The 17,731-nt window shown below is 64.0% G+C and carries 19 protein-coding genes and 2 pseudogenes; 12 read left to right on the top strand and 9 right to left on the bottom strand.

Annotated elements, in window-relative coordinates; translation table 11 throughout:
* Positions 1 to 23 precede the first annotated feature (23 nt).
* The 8 genes and pseudogenes from ACOPJ3_RS00605 to ACOPJ3_RS00570 form a co-directional block, all read right to left on the bottom strand.
* Positions 24 to 1,190: pseudogene (locus ACOPJ3_RS00605) on the bottom strand (M23 family metallopeptidase); the annotation flags it as partial.
* Between the two features lie 12 nt (positions 1,191 to 1,202).
* Positions 1,203 to 1,883, bottom strand: coding sequence for a hypothetical protein (locus tag ACOPJ3_RS00600; protein ID WP_427869898.1), 681 nt, complete (start codon positions 1,881 to 1,883; stop codon positions 1,203 to 1,205).
* Positions 1,884 to 1,913: 30 nt separating this feature from the next.
* Positions 1,914 to 2,930, bottom strand: coding sequence for a ParB N-terminal domain-containing protein (locus ACOPJ3_RS00595; RefSeq protein ID WP_427869897.1), 1,017 nt, complete (start codon positions 2,928 to 2,930; stop codon positions 1,914 to 1,916).
* Complete coding sequence (locus ACOPJ3_RS00590; protein WP_427869896.1) at positions 2,927 to 3,781, bottom strand: hypothetical protein; 855 nt, start codon at positions 3,779 to 3,781, stop codon at positions 2,927 to 2,929. The genes ACOPJ3_RS00595 and ACOPJ3_RS00590 overlap by 4 nt, the downstream gene beginning before the upstream one ends.
* 96 nt (positions 3,782 to 3,877) lie before the next feature.
* A complete protein-coding gene (locus ACOPJ3_RS00585; RefSeq protein WP_427869895.1) occupies positions 3,878 to 4,249 on the bottom strand; it encodes a hypothetical protein in 372 nt (123 codons plus the stop codon).
* Complete coding sequence (locus ACOPJ3_RS00580) at positions 4,246 to 4,851, bottom strand: DUF2637 domain-containing protein (protein WP_427869894.1); 606 nt, start codon at positions 4,849 to 4,851, stop codon at positions 4,246 to 4,248. Before ACOPJ3_RS00580 ends, ACOPJ3_RS00585 begins: the two co-directional genes overlap by 4 nt.
* A complete protein-coding gene (locus ACOPJ3_RS00575; protein ID WP_427869893.1) occupies positions 4,848 to 5,771 on the bottom strand; it encodes a bifunctional DNA primase/polymerase in 924 nt (307 codons plus the stop codon). The genes ACOPJ3_RS00580 and ACOPJ3_RS00575 overlap by 4 nt, the downstream gene beginning before the upstream one ends.
* Positions 5,771 to 6,853 carry an ArdC-like ssDNA-binding domain-containing protein gene (locus ACOPJ3_RS00570; RefSeq protein ID WP_427869892.1) on the bottom strand — a complete coding sequence of 361 codons (1,083 nt, stop codon included), beginning with the start codon at positions 6,851 to 6,853 and terminating at the stop codon, positions 5,771 to 5,773. Before ACOPJ3_RS00570 ends, ACOPJ3_RS00575 begins: the two co-directional genes overlap by 1 nt.
* A 387-nt stretch (positions 6,854 to 7,240) precedes the next feature.
* On the opposite strand from ACOPJ3_RS00570, the gene ACOPJ3_RS00565 reads away from it, so the two are divergent.
* The 10 genes from ACOPJ3_RS00565 to ACOPJ3_RS00520 all read left to right on the top strand — a co-directional run bounded on the left by ACOPJ3_RS00565 (position 7,241) and on the right by ACOPJ3_RS00520 (position 15,309).
* On the top strand, positions 7,241 to 7,672 hold the full coding sequence (locus ACOPJ3_RS00565; protein ID WP_427869891.1) for a hypothetical protein: 432 nt from the start codon (positions 7,241 to 7,243) through the stop codon (positions 7,670 to 7,672).
* Positions 7,673 to 7,733: 61 nt separating this feature from the next.
* Positions 7,734 to 8,198, top strand: coding sequence for a hypothetical protein (locus ACOPJ3_RS00560; protein WP_427869890.1), 465 nt, complete (start codon positions 7,734 to 7,736; stop codon positions 8,196 to 8,198).
* Positions 8,195 to 9,214, top strand: coding sequence for a DUF6545 domain-containing protein (locus ACOPJ3_RS00555; protein ID WP_427869889.1), 1,020 nt, complete (start codon positions 8,195 to 8,197; stop codon positions 9,212 to 9,214). The genes ACOPJ3_RS00560 and ACOPJ3_RS00555 overlap by 4 nt, the downstream gene beginning before the upstream one ends.
* The gene (locus ACOPJ3_RS00550; protein WP_427869888.1) at positions 9,211 to 10,347 is read left to right on the top strand and encodes an alpha/beta hydrolase; all 1,137 of its coding nucleotides are present in this window, start codon (positions 9,211 to 9,213) and stop codon (positions 10,345 to 10,347) included. The genes ACOPJ3_RS00555 and ACOPJ3_RS00550 overlap by 4 nt, the downstream gene beginning before the upstream one ends.
* A 113-nt stretch (positions 10,348 to 10,460) precedes the next feature.
* Entirely contained in the window at positions 10,461 to 10,658 is a 198-nt protein-coding gene (locus ACOPJ3_RS00545; protein ID WP_427869887.1) for a helix-turn-helix domain-containing protein, read from the top strand.
* A gap of 2 nt (positions 10,659 to 10,660) precedes the next feature.
* Positions 10,661 to 10,945, top strand: coding sequence for a hypothetical protein (locus ACOPJ3_RS00540; protein WP_427869886.1), 285 nt, complete (start codon positions 10,661 to 10,663; stop codon positions 10,943 to 10,945).
* Positions 10,911 to 11,675: an IS6-like element IS6100 family transposase gene (locus ACOPJ3_RS00535; RefSeq protein WP_001389365.1), complete on the top strand. Its 765-nt coding sequence runs from the start codon at positions 10,911 to 10,913 to the stop codon at positions 11,673 to 11,675. Before ACOPJ3_RS00540 ends, ACOPJ3_RS00535 begins: the two co-directional genes overlap by 35 nt.
* Before the next feature lie 289 nt (positions 11,676 to 11,964).
* Positions 11,965 to 13,020 carry a tyrosine-type recombinase/integrase gene (locus ACOPJ3_RS00530; protein WP_427869885.1) on the top strand — a complete coding sequence of 352 codons (1,056 nt, stop codon included), beginning with the start codon at positions 11,965 to 11,967 and terminating at the stop codon, positions 13,018 to 13,020.
* Entirely contained in the window at positions 13,010 to 13,345 is a 336-nt protein-coding gene (locus ACOPJ3_RS00525; protein WP_427869884.1) for a helix-turn-helix domain-containing protein, read from the top strand. The genes ACOPJ3_RS00530 and ACOPJ3_RS00525 overlap by 11 nt, the downstream gene beginning before the upstream one ends.
* A gap of 2 nt (positions 13,346 to 13,347) precedes the next feature.
* On the top strand, positions 13,348 to 15,309 hold the full coding sequence (locus ACOPJ3_RS00520; RefSeq protein WP_427869883.1) for a hypothetical protein: 1,962 nt from the start codon (positions 13,348 to 13,350) through the stop codon (positions 15,307 to 15,309).
* 31 nt (positions 15,310 to 15,340) lie between these two features.
* On the opposite strand, the gene ACOPJ3_RS00515 is transcribed toward ACOPJ3_RS00520, so the two are convergent.
* Positions 15,341 to 16,855, bottom strand: a complete 1,515-nt coding sequence (locus ACOPJ3_RS00515) for a SulP family inorganic anion transporter (protein WP_427869882.1) — start codon at positions 16,853 to 16,855, stop codon at positions 15,341 to 15,343.
* A gap of 187 nt (positions 16,856 to 17,042) precedes the next feature.
* On the opposite strand from ACOPJ3_RS00515, the gene ACOPJ3_RS00510 reads away from it, so the two are divergent.
* Positions 17,043 to 17,426, top strand: a complete 384-nt coding sequence (locus ACOPJ3_RS00510) for a MerR family transcriptional regulator (protein ID WP_427869881.1) — start codon at positions 17,043 to 17,045, stop codon at positions 17,424 to 17,426.
* 56 nt (positions 17,427 to 17,482) lie between these two features.
* Positions 17,483 to 17,659: pseudogene (locus ACOPJ3_RS00505) on the top strand (DNA polymerase V subunit UmuC); the annotation flags it as partial.
* Positions 17,660 to 17,731: the final 72 nt, after the last annotated feature.

Here is a 17,731-nt window from a genome sequence, read left to right as displayed (position 1 = left end):
CAGCGACCGCCTCCAAGCGCGGAACATCCGGCTCCTGCCGTAGCTTCGGGGAGATCTGCGGCGTTGTGATCATTGAGCCATTTCGCGGCATCCACCGCTTCGCCGTTCGTTCCACCCGGTCGAACCTCGAAGTGCAAATGTGGGCCCGTTGATCGCCCGGATGACCCCACATCGCCGACGTGTTGCCCCGCAATAACGCGCTCGCCGACGGCGACATGGATGCCGTGCTGCCACATGTGCGCATAGGCGGTCGCGACCGTCACGCCGCTAATGCGGTGCTCGATGACGATGAGGCCGCCGTAGCCTCCAGAGAACTCGGCAACCGTCACGACACCGTCAGCCGCGGCGAGGATCGGCGTCCCATCCGGCGCGGCGAAGTCCGTTCCGCTGTGGAAGGCGCTCTCGCCAGTGAGGGGATCGGTTCGTGGGCCGAAGTCACTGGTGTGCACCCAGGTTCCCTCCGGCAACGGGAACACGACGCGCGAGGTCTCCGCAACGTCGACGACAGGCGACGCAGGGGCCGTCGTCGGTGCTGTTGCGGCCAATGTGCCGCGAGTGAGCGTCGCGAGGATCGTCGCGGCGACGGGCTCGTAGTTGTTGTATCGGTCGGGGTACGCCGACACTTCGACTGCTTGCGCGACTTCGCCCTTGCCCATGCTCTGCCAGCCCGGGATGTCGAGGAGACCACGTGGCGAGGGATAGTTGGGGCCGGTCGGGCCACCGAAGAATGCTTTGGCTTGATATTCGGGATCCATCAGCTCTGCGACCGAGCCCCAGCCCGCTTGCGGTCGCATTTGGAACAGGCCGAGTGAGTCGTGATCGGAGCCATTCCCATCGTTCGGATAGTTGTCGGACTCGGGGTAGGCGCCGGTGTTCGCAAGCTGTCGAAGCGTCGACTCGGTTAGCGCTGCCATCAGCGCAATCTGGATGGCATCCCTTGTGACGCCGTCGATCGTCGAACCCACTGTGATGATCGTCGCAGCGTGCGTGAGCTGCTGCTTGTTCAGGGTGAATGTCTCGCCGTTTGTGGTCGTGACCACGAGAGAATCCGGCACGTTTCCGACGGTGAGTCCCGACGAGGCAAGGCACGCTATGGCGGAGGGATTCGCCAGCAGTCCAACTGTGACGAGCCCAAGGGTCGGTGCGAGCAACATCAAGGAGACCACTGCGATCGCGAGCTTCTTCATCATGAGCCAGTCGTCCTAATGAAGCGGATTGTTCAATTTCGAGAGCCGTAGGACGTAGCAAGGGTCGTCGGCTGGGCATGCGATGAAGATCGTGAATGCGAGCGTCTGCTCTGCGGTGACAGGGTCGCCATTCCACACGCCGGATCGATGGCGGATGCCCTCGATCGTGTAGGCGACGGAGCCGTCGGGGAGCTGCCCTGGGCGAGCCTGCACGAGCGCACCAGCCCAGGCGTCCGGCACGAACGATGAGGTGATCTCCAGACGCTGCGTGGTTGCGTACGGTCGCAGCTGCACCCACGCGCTCTGCGTGGGCAGGTAGTTGGCGATGTCGGCGGCGAGTCCCGACTGTTCGAAGCTGGTCGGGTCGGCGACATCGAGGACGACTGCGGTGTAGTCGAGCGGCAGGAACCCACTGCCGGTGTCCCAGGTGAACAGTGCCGCGGCGACGCTGCGCGCGAATGCCTCGGCGTCGGTGGTCTGTGGGATCGACGGGATCCGAGGTGGTGAGGTCGGCTCACGAGAAGGTTCTGCGCTTGGGGCAGCAGTCGATGATGGAGGATCGGTCGACTCGATGGGTTGCTCGGATCCGATTAGGAGTCCGTAGATGCCGATGCCAGCGACAAGGATCGCCAGCGACAGAGCCGCGATGAGGGCGATCAGAGTGCGGCGTGCGCGGGGAGCGGTAGGAAGCTTCATGCGGGACAGGTGCGCCGCATTAGTCTCGGATCAGAGGGCGCGAAGGTTCCCCACCTGGGTCGGGGTCTTGGCGTCCGCCCGATCGATGTCTCGCGCGGCACGGAGTCGCTCAGCGACCTGAGCGGTGGCTTCAACAACGAGCAGGAACATCTCGATCTCGGCGTCACTCAGTTGGCGAGCCAGTTCGTCGACGTCGAAGTGCCGCCACCAGCCGTCGAGTTCCGTCCACGTGACAACGAATGCGCGAATCGGCCACGGCTCGTCGCCGTCGACGCGCGAGGTCAGCGCGGTCGGTGAAGGTCGCCGTTTGGGCTTCGGAGCGTTCTTGATGCGCGCAAGTGCTTCCTCAGCCAGCTTCGCCACATCCACAACGTCACCATCGGGTTGTGCCGCAGTCACGAGCTGTCGAGCGCGTTGGAAGCTCGGGTGCACGGGAGCGCCTGAGCCGATGAGTTCCAGCTCGGCCGCGATGCCTTCTCGTACGGAGTCGGGCTGACTCTCGTCGTTCGCTATCTGCTGCAGGTAGTTGATCTTCTCCAGGGTCGTGTGAGAGGCGCCCTCCGGGATCATGGCGGCGGCCTGCTCGCGCGCGTCTCCGACAGAATCTGACGGTGCCGCAAATTTTGCGGCACCGTCATTTCCCGGCTGGTTCTCGGTGCTAAATCGTGATGCTTCTTGGCGACGGGCGGCATCCTCAGCCATCAACGTTTTGATCTCGCGGTATAGGGCGGCGTTTTCCAGTTGGGTGAGCGACTTGTGCAGCGCGTTGTCGTCTTGCTCAGCAAGCAGGTGTGCAAGCTCGCCCGAGATGCCCGAGCGCACCCAGACTTTGACGTGCATCCATCCCAGTCGCTTGATCGCGGCCAGCCGACGGGCACCACACACGAGATTGCCCTCCGGCGTCACAGTGATTGGTTGCAGCAGCCCGTCCCGTTCGATCGACGCGGCGAGGAGGTCGAGTTCCCCGAGATCCCTGCGGTGACGATGGCCAACGTGGATTGAGTCGACAGCTCGCTCCAGCTCAATGTGCCCGTCGTGCGTGCTCATCGTCCGCTCCCGTGTCTGGGTGCGGACGTCACGATGATCGACACGAGGTCGTCATCGAGCAGCAGGTCAGGAAGAGTCTCGCCAACAAGGATGCGAAGGAGGATGCCGCGGCCGGTGCTCGTCGCGCGATACGCGGGGTTGGGATGTCCGAGCAATGCATGCAGCAGGGCCGACCACGCATCGCCGGGAAGATCGAGGAGCGCACGAGCATGCTTGTCGCGGCGCAGCACTTCGTAGGCGCTTTGCCGAGACCCTGCCCGTGCGATCGCGCCACACACGTGCTCGACCGCTGCGCGGGTTGTGCTTTCCGGCCAACCCAACGTCGCGAACAATCCGATTGAGACCTCGATCGCCTGTCTGGCGGTGCCTACCTCGTCATTCTTGTCGACGTCGTCAACCTCAGTTTCGAGGTAGTTGTCGACCACATGGAACGCGGGATGGTAATCGGCCAGTGGATTCTCGCGGTCGGCGAATCGTTCTGGGTCATGGAATGCGGAGACGTGCGGGCGTCGAGCTTGGTGCGTGGCGCACAGCAACCCCTGCCCACGCTCTTCGGCGATGCAGGTGATCTGCACGCCGCGAGTGACGACGGCCCAGGGGTCGTCAGCTTCGCGGGCCGAACGAGTTCGCATCACATCGAAAGCTGCGGATGCGGCCTCCCACGGGTCGAGCCCGTGTTTACGAGCCAGCGCGGCGTATTTTTCGGCAGCGAACGCGGCGAGTTCCGCGGCAACGCGGTCGTGCTTCCATGCGTGGGCACCCGACTGGTGCAACCGGTGCAGCAGGGCGCGCAATCCCTCGCTCGTGGTGAAGTCCTCGCGAGGGTGCGACGGTAAGTGGTGAGTGGTCATGACAAGAGCACCTCCTGCTACGCAGGTGCGCACCCGCTCCCCATTGGGGAGGTTGGGTGCAGATGAGGTGCCCATGACGATGTCCGCTCTTCACGCTCAGGCGGTGCCGATCGAGCTGCGCCTCGCATCCGGTCGCGTGGCACCGCGCCCAAACGCTGATAGGGGAGGGAGGTGACGTGCACGTTCGGCGATGCGCCGGGTGCCTTCCTGTGCCGCTGTCCGCGTGCGCCGATGCAGCTCGGACTGGAAGTTGATCCCCGCACCGGCCACTCGTGCGCTGCCGCGAGCCACCAAGTCGGTCGGGCGTACCCATTCGACACCGCGCCCTCGGTATGTCGCAGGATCGCGCATCGAGCCCCCGCGCTGATTGCGGAGCCTCGCCAACTCGACCGCTTCGTGCCTCGTCGTCACGTCCATAGCTTCCGCATCGATGGGGCGTTTACCGACGTCGGCGGTGTTCTCGTTCATGTCGTGTCCTCTGTTTCGTCGGGTGCGGAACGCGCCCGTTCATGTTCGATAGGTGCGTTTGCGAACCAGCGCCCGACGGTCGAAGGGTGCACGTCCAGCTCGCGGGCAATGCGCTTGTTCGACCAGCCCTCGTCACGAAAGGCAGTTGCCTGTTCTTGGGGCGAGAGGAGCGCGTCATCGGTGTGCTCCTCGGCGGCCTCCGGCGTGCGCATGAGCAGCACCGTCAGGTGCGTGATCGCCAGCAATACGACTGGCGGAACGGCAGCGACAGCCGCGGCGAGCAGGCTTGGAACGTCGGCATCTGCGGCGACCACCGCGTGGATCGAGTTTGCCGTCACTGAGACGGCTGCGGCTCCCGCAAGCAGAGTCCAGGGGTACCAGGCGGAGCGTGACCCGGCGAGGGCAACAACGGCAACGGTTGATACCACGATGACGCCGTCGACGATGAGCGGCCATGCCCATGCCTGCCCGGCACCGATACCTGAGCGAGCGGCGAGATCCGCCAGGGAGGTGAACGATAGCCAGAACGCGCCTGCAGCGATGAAGACCGTACCCGCGACGGCGGTGATGATCGCGGATCGGCGCGCCCGAATGGTCCTCATGCCAAGGCCCGTGAATCTGTGACCGGTTGCGGTCGGTGGGGTCGGGTCATCGGTTCGCTCGCGGGTAAGCGTTGACGCGGCGGGCCATGGACGGATCGGTAGGCCGAGCGGACGGTCGTCGTCACTTCGCGCTCGCTAAGCCCAGCTGACGCACCCGCGGCCGTGAGAGCGTCGAGCGCCTCGCCTGCGGGGACCTCTTTCTCCGCCATTTTGCAGGCTGCCCAGAAGACGCCATGGTTCCGTTCGCCCTCTTGGAGACGGGATACCCAACTCGCCAACCGCGTGAGGTCAGCGGGCGCCATCGCAGTGGCTGCACCGCGCGGGCCCGTGGAGGGCCGTGGTGGATCCAAGAAGTCACGAAGGCGTTGTGCGTCGAGCGGATGACCGCTTTCGTGAGCGAGCTGCAGCGTCTTGTACTGGCGCGCTTCACCCTCGATGTCCCGTGCCGAGGGTGGCACGATGATGTAGCCGCCGTCGCCGCGGAAGTCGACTCCCGCTCGCGCCGACTGCCAAGACCTCTGATGCGCATCGCCCCTCGCAGGGAAGTACAAGTGTAGACCGCCCGACGGCGTTTCCACCGCTGCGAGCCAGCCATTCACCAGACCTTCGTGCCGCGCACCCTCCAGCGCCGCGTACCCGTCGACAGCGCCGTGCACGTCGACATCGACCACGACGAGTCCCGAGGCTGCGCCCGTCGGCATCCCAATGTTCGCGTTGGGCATCGCGGTCCACCAACGCCGCACCAGGTCCGCTTCGCCGCTCGCCGCGTGAAATCCTCCCGCGACAGCTGGGCGCTTCCCGCCAGCGGCACATGGGAAGACCGGGATGCCGCTCGCTGCGAATGCAAGTGCGCTTCGACCCAGTGCCTCCTCGCGGCCGATTCGATCGAGCACCTGCGCAAACGAATCTGTCACGCTCATCACAGCCCCCGCGATTCGGACGCTGCAGCGTGCTTCGAGCTTGCCGCGCTCGTTGGCGCGGTGCTCGCGCGCTCTGCGGCGGCGGAGTTGGTGCGCCCGGCGGTGCGATCGAGTCCAGGAGGAGTGCCGTCGCCGATCATCTGCGTGTCCAGCTGTTCGAGGATTTTCATGGCGGTGGCACGCACTCGTTCTCCGGTCGCGCGCACGATCTCCGCGGGCTCCTGACCGTCGACGTTTGCAGCCCACGACGTGACATAGGGGATCGTGTAGTCGCTGGTGTCCATCCCATGCGCGGCGCCAATCATCAGCGCAACGGACTCGGCCTCCACCTCGCCTACACCCCGGTGTTGCCGTGCGGCATCTTGATCAGGGCCGTGCATGAGCACATGGGCGAGTTCGTGAGCAAGAGTCTTCACTCGCGCGGCGGGATCCATGTTCTCTCGGACTTTGACCGTCTTCTCCGCGTAGTCGGTGACACCGTTCGCGCCGTGGATCAGGCCCTCGTGCTCCACATCGAGGAGCTGAAAACCTGCCGCTCCAATTCGTCCGGCGAGTCCCGCCCAGAGGCCATCTGGTGCCTCGCCTTTCAGCAACGTCGGTGCAGGTGGAGTCGGTAGGGCGTCGCCGGAGGTCTGCGCCGCGTCCCACACGCATGCGGGGCGAACGCCGATCATCTTCGAGCGGACTTCCTCGCTCGGTCGTGGTTTCTCGAATCGGTTGAGTCGCCGCCACGACGCTGGATCCGCAGGCGTCGGCGACGCGAAGCGACCGGTCACCGGAGCGAGGATCTGATACCCGGGCTGACCTTTCTCGACCTGGCGGCCCAACTGTTGCCATTGCTTGTACCCAGCCACGTATGACGGCATCGGCTCAGACACGAGACCCGCTTCGAATGCGGCGGCGTGCTGCAGCCAGATCAGCAGGGTGTTGTTGAACGAGCGGCTGCGGAACCTGGCTGCGAACCGAAGCGCAGCCGCCCAATCCTCGCCAGACACCAGCTTGTCAACTGCTTCGGTCAGCTTCTCGTGCAGCTCATCGAGCTTCGCTTCGCGGGTGGCACGGCGTTCATCTGTCGACACCATCAGGTGCCCTCCTCTCCGGCGCGCCACGTCGCAGGAGTGCGTGGCGATACACCGGTGAGGTGGGCGAGCGACTCCACGAACTCTGCGGATGCCCCTGCGTGTTCCAGATGCACGAGGTAGCGACTTGTTGCGGCGCGAGTGCGGGCGACAGTGCGTGGGCAGCCAGGATCTGGGCATGGTTCACCTCCCTAGGAGTGATCGAAGGGTCCAGAGGCTCCCGGTCGTTGAGCATGCTCAAAACGTGCCGGGCTTCGTTTCTAACACCGACCGTTGAGCATGCGCAACCCTTGATTTGTTCATGCTCAACGGCTATATTGAGCATGCGTAACGTGCCGGGATTACCCTGCCGAGGATGCTTCTCACCGCGAGCGAAGGAGGTCAGCGCGCATGACCGACGACGAGAGCGCGACTGCGGCTGCGGATCTTGCGAAGCGCCTGCGGCTGTTACTCGATGTTGCGATCGCCGAGACCGGCACCGAGCCGACCTACTCACAAATTGCGGCGTTTCTCCGTGACCGAGGCACCAACCTGTCGAGGTCGCGCTGGACCTACATGGTCAATGGCCACCGGTACGTTCAGGACCCCGCCGTCTTTGCGGGGCTCGCGGCGTTCTTTGACGTCGATACCGACTTCCTGATCGGCGCGAACGACGCCGTAGTTCCCGAAAAGGTCAGCGCACAGCTTGATCTCGTGCGCTCGATGCGAGCGGCGAAGGTGAAGTCGTACGCGGCGCGCACTCTTGGAGATATCTCACCGAAGGCACTCCAAGCCATCAGCAAATTTCTGGATGAGGAAATGACACACACAGACCAGCAATGACGGCGTCGCTCACGTAGCCGAGTCGGTGCCGCGAAGTGCCCTCGAAGGAGGTGAGCGCAACGTGAATATCGAACAGGTCGTCTCGACGGCCCTCTCGGATCTTGCCCTCGGCAATGTCTTCACCTTCGACGATCTCTACGGCGTTGTGCAGCAACGCAGAGGACGCCGCCTTCGTATCGTCGAGCTTGCCGAGATCGGCGATCGCGACGGAATCTGCGCGGTCTGGCTCACCACCGACGAAGACGACATCATCATCCACGCACGCACGGACTCCGCCTTGCATCGCCAGCAGTTTGTGCTGCACGAGCTGTCACACATGATCCTGGGCCACTGCGACGGCGACGAATGCACAGAGGCGGACGTGCTCCTGCCTGATATTCCTCCGCACACTCGCGCACGTCTGCTCAGACGGCAGGATCTTGATTCCGACACCGAGATTGCTGCGGAGTCTCTCGCGGACCGGCTCGCGGCAGGGATCCGAGGTTCCGCATTCGCGGAGTCTCGCTACTTCGAGGTCTTCGGATGATCCAGACGCTCGTTGCGATCCTCATGTGGGTTCTCGTCGCGAGCCTGCTGATCCTGCGACGCGGGCGCCCCGACCGCAGTATCACCTACGCATCCCTGACCATCGCGATCGCAATGACCCTCAACGTGGATGCGATATACCTGGCTATCGACCCGGTCCTTAGCGGAACGAACATCACGACTCTGCTCTCCGACGCACTCTTGATGATTGGGCTCTTCTTTCTGGGGCGCGCGGCGATGAAGGCAGGTGAGTATCGTCCCCGGCTGGTGCGAGCCGCCGTAGGGCGCCCCGCGCTGATCCTTGCCCTGGTCACGACGACGGTGTTGTTCTTCTTCATTGACCGAGGGGCGTCGACCGCGACATTCATGCTTGACCTCGGCGACCAGCCGGTAACGGCCGCCTACTCAATGATCGGCTTCACCTACTGCGGCATCGTCCTGGCGGCCATGCTCGCGTTGGCTACCCGTCAGTTCCGCGTCGCTACCGGGATCCAGCGCATCCCCGCACTCCTCCTGTTCCTTGGCTCGGCGTGCGGCGTGGGCTTGGCCGTCGTGGTCCTTGTAATGGATGTCGCACACGTCGCGGGTCACCTGGAACTGATGCGCACGTTCGGCGAAGCATACGGGCCACTCTCGCTACTCACTTTCCTGTTCTTGTGCGCCGGGTTCGCGGGCCAACCAGTTGTCAGGTCGTTGCGTGAACGCACACGGCGCGCGCAGATAACGCAGATCACGGGGGAGCTGGAACCGCTCTGGCAGCGGGCCACGAGCGTTCGCCCCGGGCTTAGCGGCACCGATGCCCTCGGCGCCAGTCTTGACGACCCTGAAGGACGATTGCACCGCGAAGTGGTTGAGATTCGCGACGCCATGATCGATCCGCGCGTGACATTCGAAGTGACGCCAACTGAAGAAGCTCTCCTGGAACGGGCCGAGTCGCAACTTCTGGGGCTCGACTCGGGCGTGGCGCGCACAGGTTTGCGCGCGGATCGTGGCGACAGCAGTTGGGAGCGTACATGAAGCGGCAGCTCGTGATCGGCGGCGTTATGGTGGGTGCTGCTGGGGCAGGTCTTGGATGGACGATCGCGCGAAAGCTCACGGCACCAGTCGGGCCACGCCATTTCAACCTGACCTTGCGCGGCGTTGAGGTCAATGGTGATCGCCAACTTCTTCTGCTCGACCGCACTTGCGATACCGAAGCGCCCGGCACCTACAATCTCTGGTTTGAGCACGGCGGATGGGCGCAACTCGGCAGCGAGGTTGAGGATCGCGGCCAGAACCAAGTCGCCCGCGTCATCGTGGGAGTGTCACCAGGGCTCACGCCGCGAGCTGGTGATCGAGTCTCGTGGAGCGGCATCTACTACGCCACACCCGCCGATGCCGGGCTCGATGCCAGCGACATCGTCATCAGTACCGCCGTCGGCCCGGCGCCAGCTTGGCGAATCAACGGTGACACATCGATCTGGGCGATTCACGTTCACGGTCTTGGAAGCCCTCGAGCGGGCACCCTCCGCGGTGTGCAGGTCGCCACGGAATTGGGACTCACATCACTCGTAGTGAGCTATCGCAACGATGGGGAAGGACCCATCGTTGGATCGGGGCGCTCCACGCTCGGGGTGACTGAAGCCGCGGACGTCGAGGCAGCGATCGGATATGCGGTTCGCCGGGGAGCTGAACGGATAGTGCTGTTCGGTTGGTCTATGGGCGCTGTTATCGCGCTGCAGCTTGCGACCCGGTCGGACTATGCGCCGCAGATGGTCGGACTTGTGCTGGATTCACCGGTGCTTAACTTGATTGAGGTCATCAAAGCCAACTGCCAGCGCGCCGGGCTCCCGCGCGGTGCCGGGCTACTCGCGGTCCCGTGGCTGACGAATCGCGCACTGGCTCGACGGCTAGGGCTCCCAACTCGAATCTCGTTTAGCGAGTCTGATTGGATAGCGCGCGCCGACGAACTCTCTGTGCCGACGCTGATCCTTCACGGGGCTAACGACGATTCAGTTCCCATCAAGACCTCGTTGGCGCTCGCGCCGAAGCGTCCGGATCTCGTTCAGCTGGAGACCTTCGATGCAGGGCACACTTTGGCGTGGAACTCGGACAGGGAACGGTGGAGGGCGACCGTCTCAGCATGGCTCTCTGACCATCTCACCGTTTGAAACACTGTCTTGGCGCCGCACACCGGATTACACCCGGAAAGACCCTACTCAGTTCGGTAATACTCCGATAGCATCGGAGTGACTGCCCATTCGGGTTGAGAGGGAGGACCAACGTGACCGAGCCGTGGCTTTCTGCAGACGACATCGCCTCCCATCTTGGGGTCACCAAAGACACCGTCTACACCTGGATCGCCGAGAAGGGCATGCCTGCTCACAAGGTCGGCAGGCTCTGGAAGTTCCAGGCTTCCGAGATCGACGACTGGGTCCGTCGCGGAGGCGCTGCTGCCACGCCGAACGAGTCGGAAGGCTGAGCTTGCGGATCATCAACAACGTTACTGACCTGTTGGGTGAGGACCTCAAAGCCGAGATTTCCCCAGGCTCGAAGGTTCGAATCGCCGCATCGACGTTCTCCATTTTCGCGTTTGAGGCACTCCGTAACGAACTTGAGCAAGTCGATGAGCTTGAGTTCATCTTCACCTCGCCTGCCTTCGTCACGGAGAAGGGCTCTGTTGCAAAAATCGTGAAGCTTGAGCATGCTTGGCGGAGATTGGACGGACGGAACGATGACGGATTTCAAGTGGCGCCATTTCCAGGGTGATGTGATCCTGTGGGCGGTGCGCTGGTATTGTCGCTATCCGATCAGCTATCGCGACCTTGAGGAAATGCTGGCGGAACGCGGCATTTCGGTCGACCATACGACGATCTATCGCTGGGTCCAGTGCTACGCCCCGGAGATGGAGAAGCGGCTGCGCTGGTTCTGGCGGCGTGGCTTTGATCCGAGCTGGCGCCTGGATGAAACCTACGTCAAGGTGCGGGGCAAGTGGACCTACCTGTACCGGGCAGTCGACAAGCGGGGCGACACGATCGATTTCTACCTGTCGCCGACCCGCAGCGCCAAGGCAGCGAAGCGGTTCCTGGGCAAGGCCCTGCGAGGCCTGAAGCACTGGGAAAAGCCTGCCACGCTCAATACCGACAAAGCGCCGAGCTATGGTGCAGCGATCACCGAATTGAAGCGCGAAGGAAAGCTGGACCGGGAGACGGCCCACCGGCAGGTGAAGTATCTCAATAACGTGATCGAGGCCGATCACGGAAAGCTCAAGATACTGATCAAGCCGGTGCGCGGTTTCAAATCGATCCCCACGGCCTATGCCACGATCAAGGGATTCGAAGTCATGCGAGCCCTGCGCAAAGGACAGGCTCGCCCCTGGTGCCTGCAGCCCGGCATCAGGGGCGAGGTGCGCCTTGTGGAGAGAGCTTTTGGCATTGGGCCCTCGGCGCTGACGGAGGCCATGGGCATGCTCAACCACCATTTCGCAGCAGCCGCCTGATCGGCGCAGAGCGACAGCCTACCTCTGACTGCCGCCAATCTTTGCAACAGAGCCCCGGCGCGTGATGAACCGTCGCGTGTTGTAGCAGATGCAATTGTTCACGCTTGCAAAGGTCGTCTATTGGTCTCGTCAATGCGGAACAGCTTCGACCATAACAGCGTGATCTCGGCGATGCTGAGATCTGGGTTGACATTGTGATGCACTGTCCCGTACTTTGTTGCATCTGATGCAAGATTTTGGAGCCTCTCCTGCAGCGCTTCGACTGATCACTTCGTCGTCGAACGTCGCGTTGGCGAACCCGGAACAACAGGTCTTCGACGCGATGATCGAAGGCTGGCGGAAACAGCAGTTGTCGCGAGGCCTGCGTGAGCAGACCATCCGGAATCGGGTGGCCACCGTGGTGAAGTTCCGCGATTTTGTGGACAAACCGCCGTGGAAGTGGAGCGTCGCGGATGTCGACGAGTTCACCGCGGAGTCCGGCGGGCGTACTCGGACGCTGTCGACGATGCGCGCCAATCATGGCGCGATCCGTGGGTTCTGCGATTACCTCACGAGCCCCTTGTACGACTGGATGGAGATCTGCGATCGGGAGTTCGGAGAGTTCCCGTCGCAGGTGTGCCTGCCGTGGAACACGGTCGCCCACCGGTTTGAGTTCGAGGGCGACGGGAAGCGTCGTCCGTTCACGTATGACGAGGTCGAGCGCCTGTTCGACACAGCCGATGCCCGTGTCGAGCTGCTGGTCAGTTCCGGGCGGAAGGGCGCGCTCGGAGCGCTGAGGGACGCGCAGCTGCTGAAGACCGTGTATGCGTTCGGGCTGCGCCGCACCGAGGCGGTCATGCTCGACACCGTCGATCTGCATCACAACGCCAAGATGCGCCAATGGGGGCGCTATGGCGCGCTCCACGTGCGATGGGCGAAGGCGGCGGGAGGCGGCGCGCCTCGTCGTAGGACGGTGCTGCTGGTGCCGGAGTTCGACTGGTGGGTGCCGGGCATGAGGCAGTGGCTCGAGCAGGCAAGGGAGCGTTTCGCCCCGGCCGCCGACCTCGACGCACTCTGGGTGACCGAGCGGCACACGCGCCTGTCCGCCGGGTATCTCGACCGGAGGTTCGCAGAACTGCGCGACGACGCCGGCCTGTCGAAGGATCTGACGCTGCACAGTCTCCGGCATTCGTACGTCACGCACCTGCTGGAGTTCGGCTACGCGGAGCGGTTCGTCCAGGAGCAGGTGGGGCACATGCACGCGTCGACGACTTCCATCTACGCCTCTGTCAGTTCGGACTATAAGAACCGGGTGCTCGCGGAGGCGTTGAAGGCCCTGATCGAAGGAGAAGCTGATGGCCGTTGAGCTCGAGACCGGCTGGAACCTGCGCAGCGTGATGGCATCGCTCGGGATCTTCCAGACGTCGAAGCTGAAACCGCTGCTCGAGGAGCGCGGCATCGACCTGTCGCGGGAGCAGGTGTATCGGCTGGTGACGCAGCCGCCACAGCGCGTCCGCCTCGATGTCCTCGCAGCGCTCTGCGATGCGCTGGAGTGCACGCTCGACGATCTCGTGACGATCACCCGCCGTGAGGCCGCGGTCCCGATCGCCGTGGGCGAGGAGGCGACGCGCGGATCCATCGGCGATCTCCGGCCGGTCCGTGCCACCATCCGACGACCGCGCACGAAGTAGTCGTGGCGGCGAAGCCTCCGCAGGAGTCGAGGGTCGCGGAGGTCGTCGCGCTTGTCCGTCCCCTCGTTCCTGAGATCTCACCCGAGCAACTGGCCGAGATCGTGCATTCGGTCGCACCGGTGCCCCTCACGCAACGGCTTCTCGAACTCGCATTGCTGAAGCAGCCCGGGGTGTTGGAGGGCCGGCACCGGAACGTGCCGGTAACCGTCCAGGACCTGGCCCACGCACTCGTTGTAGAAGGAGCGAGCCGGGTGGTGCTGCCGACGTGCGAGTCGTGCGGGCGAGCAGTCCGGATGCCGCATAAGACCCTGAACGGCGGGAGGCATTGCTCGCGCTGCGAGCGAAATACCAGATCGGTCGCCTGCGCGACCTGCGGGCGGGTCAGGCCGGTGCAGCGCACCATCGACGGGAAACGATACTGCCGCGAATGTTGGCGAGTTGATCCTCGATCGTTCGGTCTCTGCTCCCGGTGCGGTCAGCACGCGACAATCGTCGTCCGGCGTCCCGATCTCGTCTGCCTGAACTGCTACACCGCACCGATCAAGACCTGCGGGCTCTGCCGCGAACCGGGACGTGTCGCTACCCATCTCGACGGGCGGCGAGTTTGCGCTCGTTGCTACTACGCGATGCGCACCCCGCAACCCTGCCCTGAGTGCGGACGCAAGGTGTTCCTCACCGGGTTCATGAACGGGCAAAAGGTCTGCGCCGATTGCGCCGGCTCGCCGATCACGATGGCATGCCCCAGCTGCGGATCGATCGAGGAAGTGCGCAAGCATCGCCTCTGCGCCGAGTGCCGACGACCGATCACCATCCAGCGGCTCCTCTGCGATGACACAGGCAATGTCCGTCCCGAACTCCAGCCGCTTGCGGAATACCTCCTCACACACCACAGCAAAGCGAATTCTCTCGAGCGGTGGCAGCACAAGAGCAAATGCGCCGCCGTGCTCCGTGAACTCGCAGACGGAACCCTGCCTCTCACCGCGAACGCGATCATCACGAGAGCCCGCTCTGGCCAGTCAGTCGCCTTCCTTCTCTCGCTGCTGGTTCGCTCCAACGTGCTGCCAGAACTCGACGTCGAGACCGTACGATTCGATCACTGGGTTGAAGAATGGCTGGCGAGCATCGAAGCTGCCGACGATCGGCTGATCCTGCGTCGATACTGCACCTGGGAGCTTCTCCGGTCCACCAGAGCGTTCCGGGCATTGTCGCATGGCCCCTCAAGCCCCGCGGCCGGCTTCCAGAGACAGCGAGCAGCACTCAAGCATTGCGCCGCGCTCCTGCACGAGATCCGATCGCAGCACGAGACGCTGGCCACCTTCTCGCAGCGCGGACTCGACGCATTCCTCACGGACTCACCGAGCCAGCGCGACGCCCTCGCCCCGTTCACACGCTGGCTGCGACGGCACCGGCTCAGCACACTCCACGTCGAGTTTCGCACGAGCCACCTCGAGGGCCGGCACTACGAATCCGACCATCGGTGGCAGATGGCTCGCAGGTTCCTCTCGGACCTCGACATGGACCCCAAAACGCGCACCGCTGGGTTGCTCGTGCTCCTCTACGGCCTCCACCTCACTCGCATCGTCGCCCTCACACGTGATCAGGTCGACGTGACATCGCGACCGGTGAAGCTCACCATCGGAACCGAGCCCATCGAACTGCCCGAGGTCCTCGGGAATGCGATCGCCGAGCTCACTGACGCATCGAGACACCAGTCCGAGGGATGGCTCTTTCCTGGCAGGAATCCGGGACTGCATCTCACTCCGGGCCCACTCAGCCGACGTCTGCGCCAGCAGGGGCTCCGTTCAGGAAGCGCACGGACGACCGCGCTGATCGAACTGACCCGGCAGATGCACCCACGAATCGTCTCCGATCTCCTCGGCATCACCGCAGCGTCAGCAGCCGCGTGGTCGCGCCTTGCCAGTGGCGACTGGACGGACTATCCAAAGCTCCGTGCAGAACCCTGATTGAACCCCGACCGTCATTGCCTCCTGCAGGTCAGTGACCGTTCCCGAGCCCGCCGGTGAGCCGAGCGTGGAACGCCGTCGTGTAGTCGTTCATGCCGAAGAACTCGACGGTCTTGCCATGATGCTCGTACTTCGTCTGGATCGCATCGAGCGCGGCGACGGTCGACGCGTCCCATACGTGCGACTTCGAGAGGTCGATGACCACCCGTTCGGGGTCGGTCGCGTACTCGAACATCGTGGTCAGGTCGTTGCTGGACGCGAACAGCAGCTGACCCTCGACCGTGTAGTGCGCGACCTGAGCGCCGTCCCGTTCGGTGACCTCGCGGGTGACGTCGACGAGGTGCGCGACTCGGCGCACGAACATGATCGCGGCGACGAAGACGCCGACGATCACGCCGATCGCGAGGTTGTGGGTCGCGACGACCACGGCGACGGTGATGACCATGACGGCCGTTTCGCTCTTCGGCATCCGCTTGAGGGTAGAAGGTTTGATGGAGTGCCAGTCGAAGGTGCCGACCGACACCATGATCATCACTGCGACCAGCGCAGCCATCGGGATGATGGCGACCACGTCGCCGAGGACGACGATGAGGATGAGCAGGAAGACGCCTGCCAGGAAGGTCGAGATGCGGGTGCGGGCACCGGACGCCTTGACGTTGATCATGGTCTGACCGATCATCGCGCAGCCGCCCATGCCGCCGAAGAAGCCCGACGCGATGTTCGCCACGCCCTGGCCCCAGCCTTCACGCGTCTTGTTTGAGTGAGTGTCGGTGACGTCGTCGACGAGCTTCGCCGTCATCAGGGACTCCATGAGGCCGACCAGCGCCGTCGCCAGCGCGTACGGGGCGATGATCGTCAGCGTCTCCCAGGTGAGCGGCACGTTCGGGATGAACAGCTCGGGCAGGCTGCGAGGCAGTTCGCCCTTATCGCCGACGGCGGGCACGTTGATTGCGAAGACCACGACCGCGGCGGTGACGAGCACGATCGACACCAGGGGTGCGGGGATGACCTTGGTGATCTTCGGCATGAGGACCATGATCGCCAGTCCAACCGCGACGAGCGGGTACACCATCCATGGCACCCCCACGAGCTCGGGCACCTGAGCCATGAAGATCAGGATCGCCAGGGCGTTCACGAAGCCGACCATGACGCTGCGCGGGATGAACCGCATGAGCTTCGCGACACCGAGCACCGCGAGCACGATCTGCAGCACGCCCGCGAGCAGCACCGTCGCGATGAAGTAGTCCATGCCGTACTCGCGCGCCACGGGCGCGATGACCAGCGCGATCGCACCGGTCGCCGCCGTGATCATGGCGGGCCGTCCGCCGACGAACGCGATCGTCACCGCCATGATGAACGAGGAGAACAGCCCGACCTTCGGGTCCACGCCGGCGATGATCGAGAAGGAGATCGCCTCCGGGATGAGCGCCAGCGCGACGACGAGGCCGGCCAGGACTTCACGGGTGAGGATCCGGGGGCTCTTCAGCGCAGTCAGCACGGAAGGCTCGGGTCGGTATCGCGTCTTGTCGTCGGTCATGGTCGTCATGAGGCAGGCCTCCCAGGGGTCGAGATGGGTCGATGTGACACCATCGAAAGCGTGAGTGCGCGTCTGCGCGCGCCCGACAGCACCCTGCAAGGGGCCGGACGTCGGGATGATGCCCGCCAGAACATGCGGGCACGAACTAACCCTAACGTAACGTTAGGGTTAGATGCGAGCTGGAAGGAGTTGAGCCATGCCCGGAGCCGGGATGATGCAGATCGGGGAACTGGCCGAGCGCACGGAACTGTCCTTGCGGACGCTGCGTCACTATGACGAGATCGGATTGCTGGAACCCACGGGTCGCTCCGGAGGAGGCTTCCGCCTCTACACCGAGGGCGACTACCAACGACTTATGCTGATCCGCAGAATGAAACCGCTCGGGTACTCACTGGAGCAGATGGGTGACCTGCTGCGCGCACTGGAAGCGACCCAGTCCGAGCACTCCTCCGAGGCCGAGGCCATGCAACTGCTCGCAGAGTTCCTCGCCGACGCCGAGCAGCGACGGGCAAAGCTCGAGAAGCAGCTCGCCGCCGCGGACGAGTTCATCGGCCTGCTGGGCGACCGCATTCGGCCATGATCACGCCCTAAAAGGACATTCCGCGATAATCGGGGCTACCAGTAGAGGTCTTAGAGCGCTTCACGCATGACCTCGACGTGTACTCGATCGACGAGGCGTTCTTGACGGTCGATCGCCGCACCGCGGCCGACCCTGACGCTATGGCGCGGCTCGGCCGGTCGATCAAGGACGAGCTGCACCGGCTGCTCGGTGTGCCCGTGTGCGTCGGGATCGCCGAGACGCGGACACTGGCGAAGCTCGCGAATCGCGCAGCCAAGAAGGTGCCGGCGTTCGATGGGGTGTGCGTTTGGCCTGCGACGCGGGAG

This window comes from Leucobacter luti (assembly GCF_050310065.1).
GTDB lineage: Bacteria > Actinomycetota > Actinomycetes > Actinomycetales > Microbacteriaceae > Leucobacter > Leucobacter luti_B.
This window is presented reverse-complemented; position numbering and strand designations above follow the sequence as displayed.

Bases quoted from the DNA above. Each gene is read 5' to 3' on its own strand.
- ACOPJ3_RS00600 (WP_427869898.1), bottom strand. From the start codon at position 1,883: ATGAAGCTTCCTACCGCTCCCCGCGCACGCCGCACTCTGATCGCCCTC.
- ACOPJ3_RS00595 (WP_427869897.1), bottom strand. From the start codon at position 2,930: ATGAGCACGCACGACGGGCACATTGAGCTGGAGCGAGCTGTCGACTCA.
- ACOPJ3_RS00590 (WP_427869896.1), bottom strand. From the start codon at position 3,781: ATGACCACTCACCACTTACCGTCGCACCCTCGCGAGGACTTCACCACG.
- ACOPJ3_RS00585 (WP_427869895.1), bottom strand. From the start codon at position 4,249: ATGAACGAGAACACCGCCGACGTCGGTAAACGCCCCATCGATGCGGAA.
- ACOPJ3_RS00580 (WP_427869894.1), bottom strand. From the start codon at position 4,851: ATGAGGACCATTCGGGCGCGCCGATCCGCGATCATCACCGCCGTCGCG.
- ACOPJ3_RS00575 (WP_427869893.1), bottom strand. From the start codon at position 5,771: ATGAGCGTGACAGATTCGTTTGCGCAGGTGCTCGATCGAATCGGCCGC.
- ACOPJ3_RS00570 (WP_427869892.1), bottom strand. From the start codon at position 6,853: ATGGTGTCGACAGATGAACGCCGTGCCACCCGCGAAGCGAAGCTCGAT.
- ACOPJ3_RS00565 (WP_427869891.1), top strand. From the start codon at position 7,241: ATGACCGACGACGAGAGCGCGACTGCGGCTGCGGATCTTGCGAAGCGC.
- ACOPJ3_RS00555 (WP_427869889.1), top strand. From the start codon at position 8,195: ATGATCCAGACGCTCGTTGCGATCCTCATGTGGGTTCTCGTCGCGAGC.
- ACOPJ3_RS00550 (WP_427869888.1), top strand. From the start codon at position 9,211: ATGAAGCGGCAGCTCGTGATCGGCGGCGTTATGGTGGGTGCTGCTGGG.
- ACOPJ3_RS00535 (WP_001389365.1), top strand. From the start codon at position 10,911: ATGACGGATTTCAAGTGGCGCCATTTCCAGGGTGATGTGATCCTGTGG.
- ACOPJ3_RS00525 (WP_427869884.1), top strand. From the start codon at position 13,010: ATGGCCGTTGAGCTCGAGACCGGCTGGAACCTGCGCAGCGTGATGGCA.
- ACOPJ3_RS00515 (WP_427869882.1), bottom strand. From the start codon at position 16,855: ATGACGACCATGACCGACGACAAGACGCGATACCGACCCGAGCCTTCC.
- ACOPJ3_RS00510 (WP_427869881.1), top strand. From the start codon at position 17,043: ATGCCCGGAGCCGGGATGATGCAGATCGGGGAACTGGCCGAGCGCACG.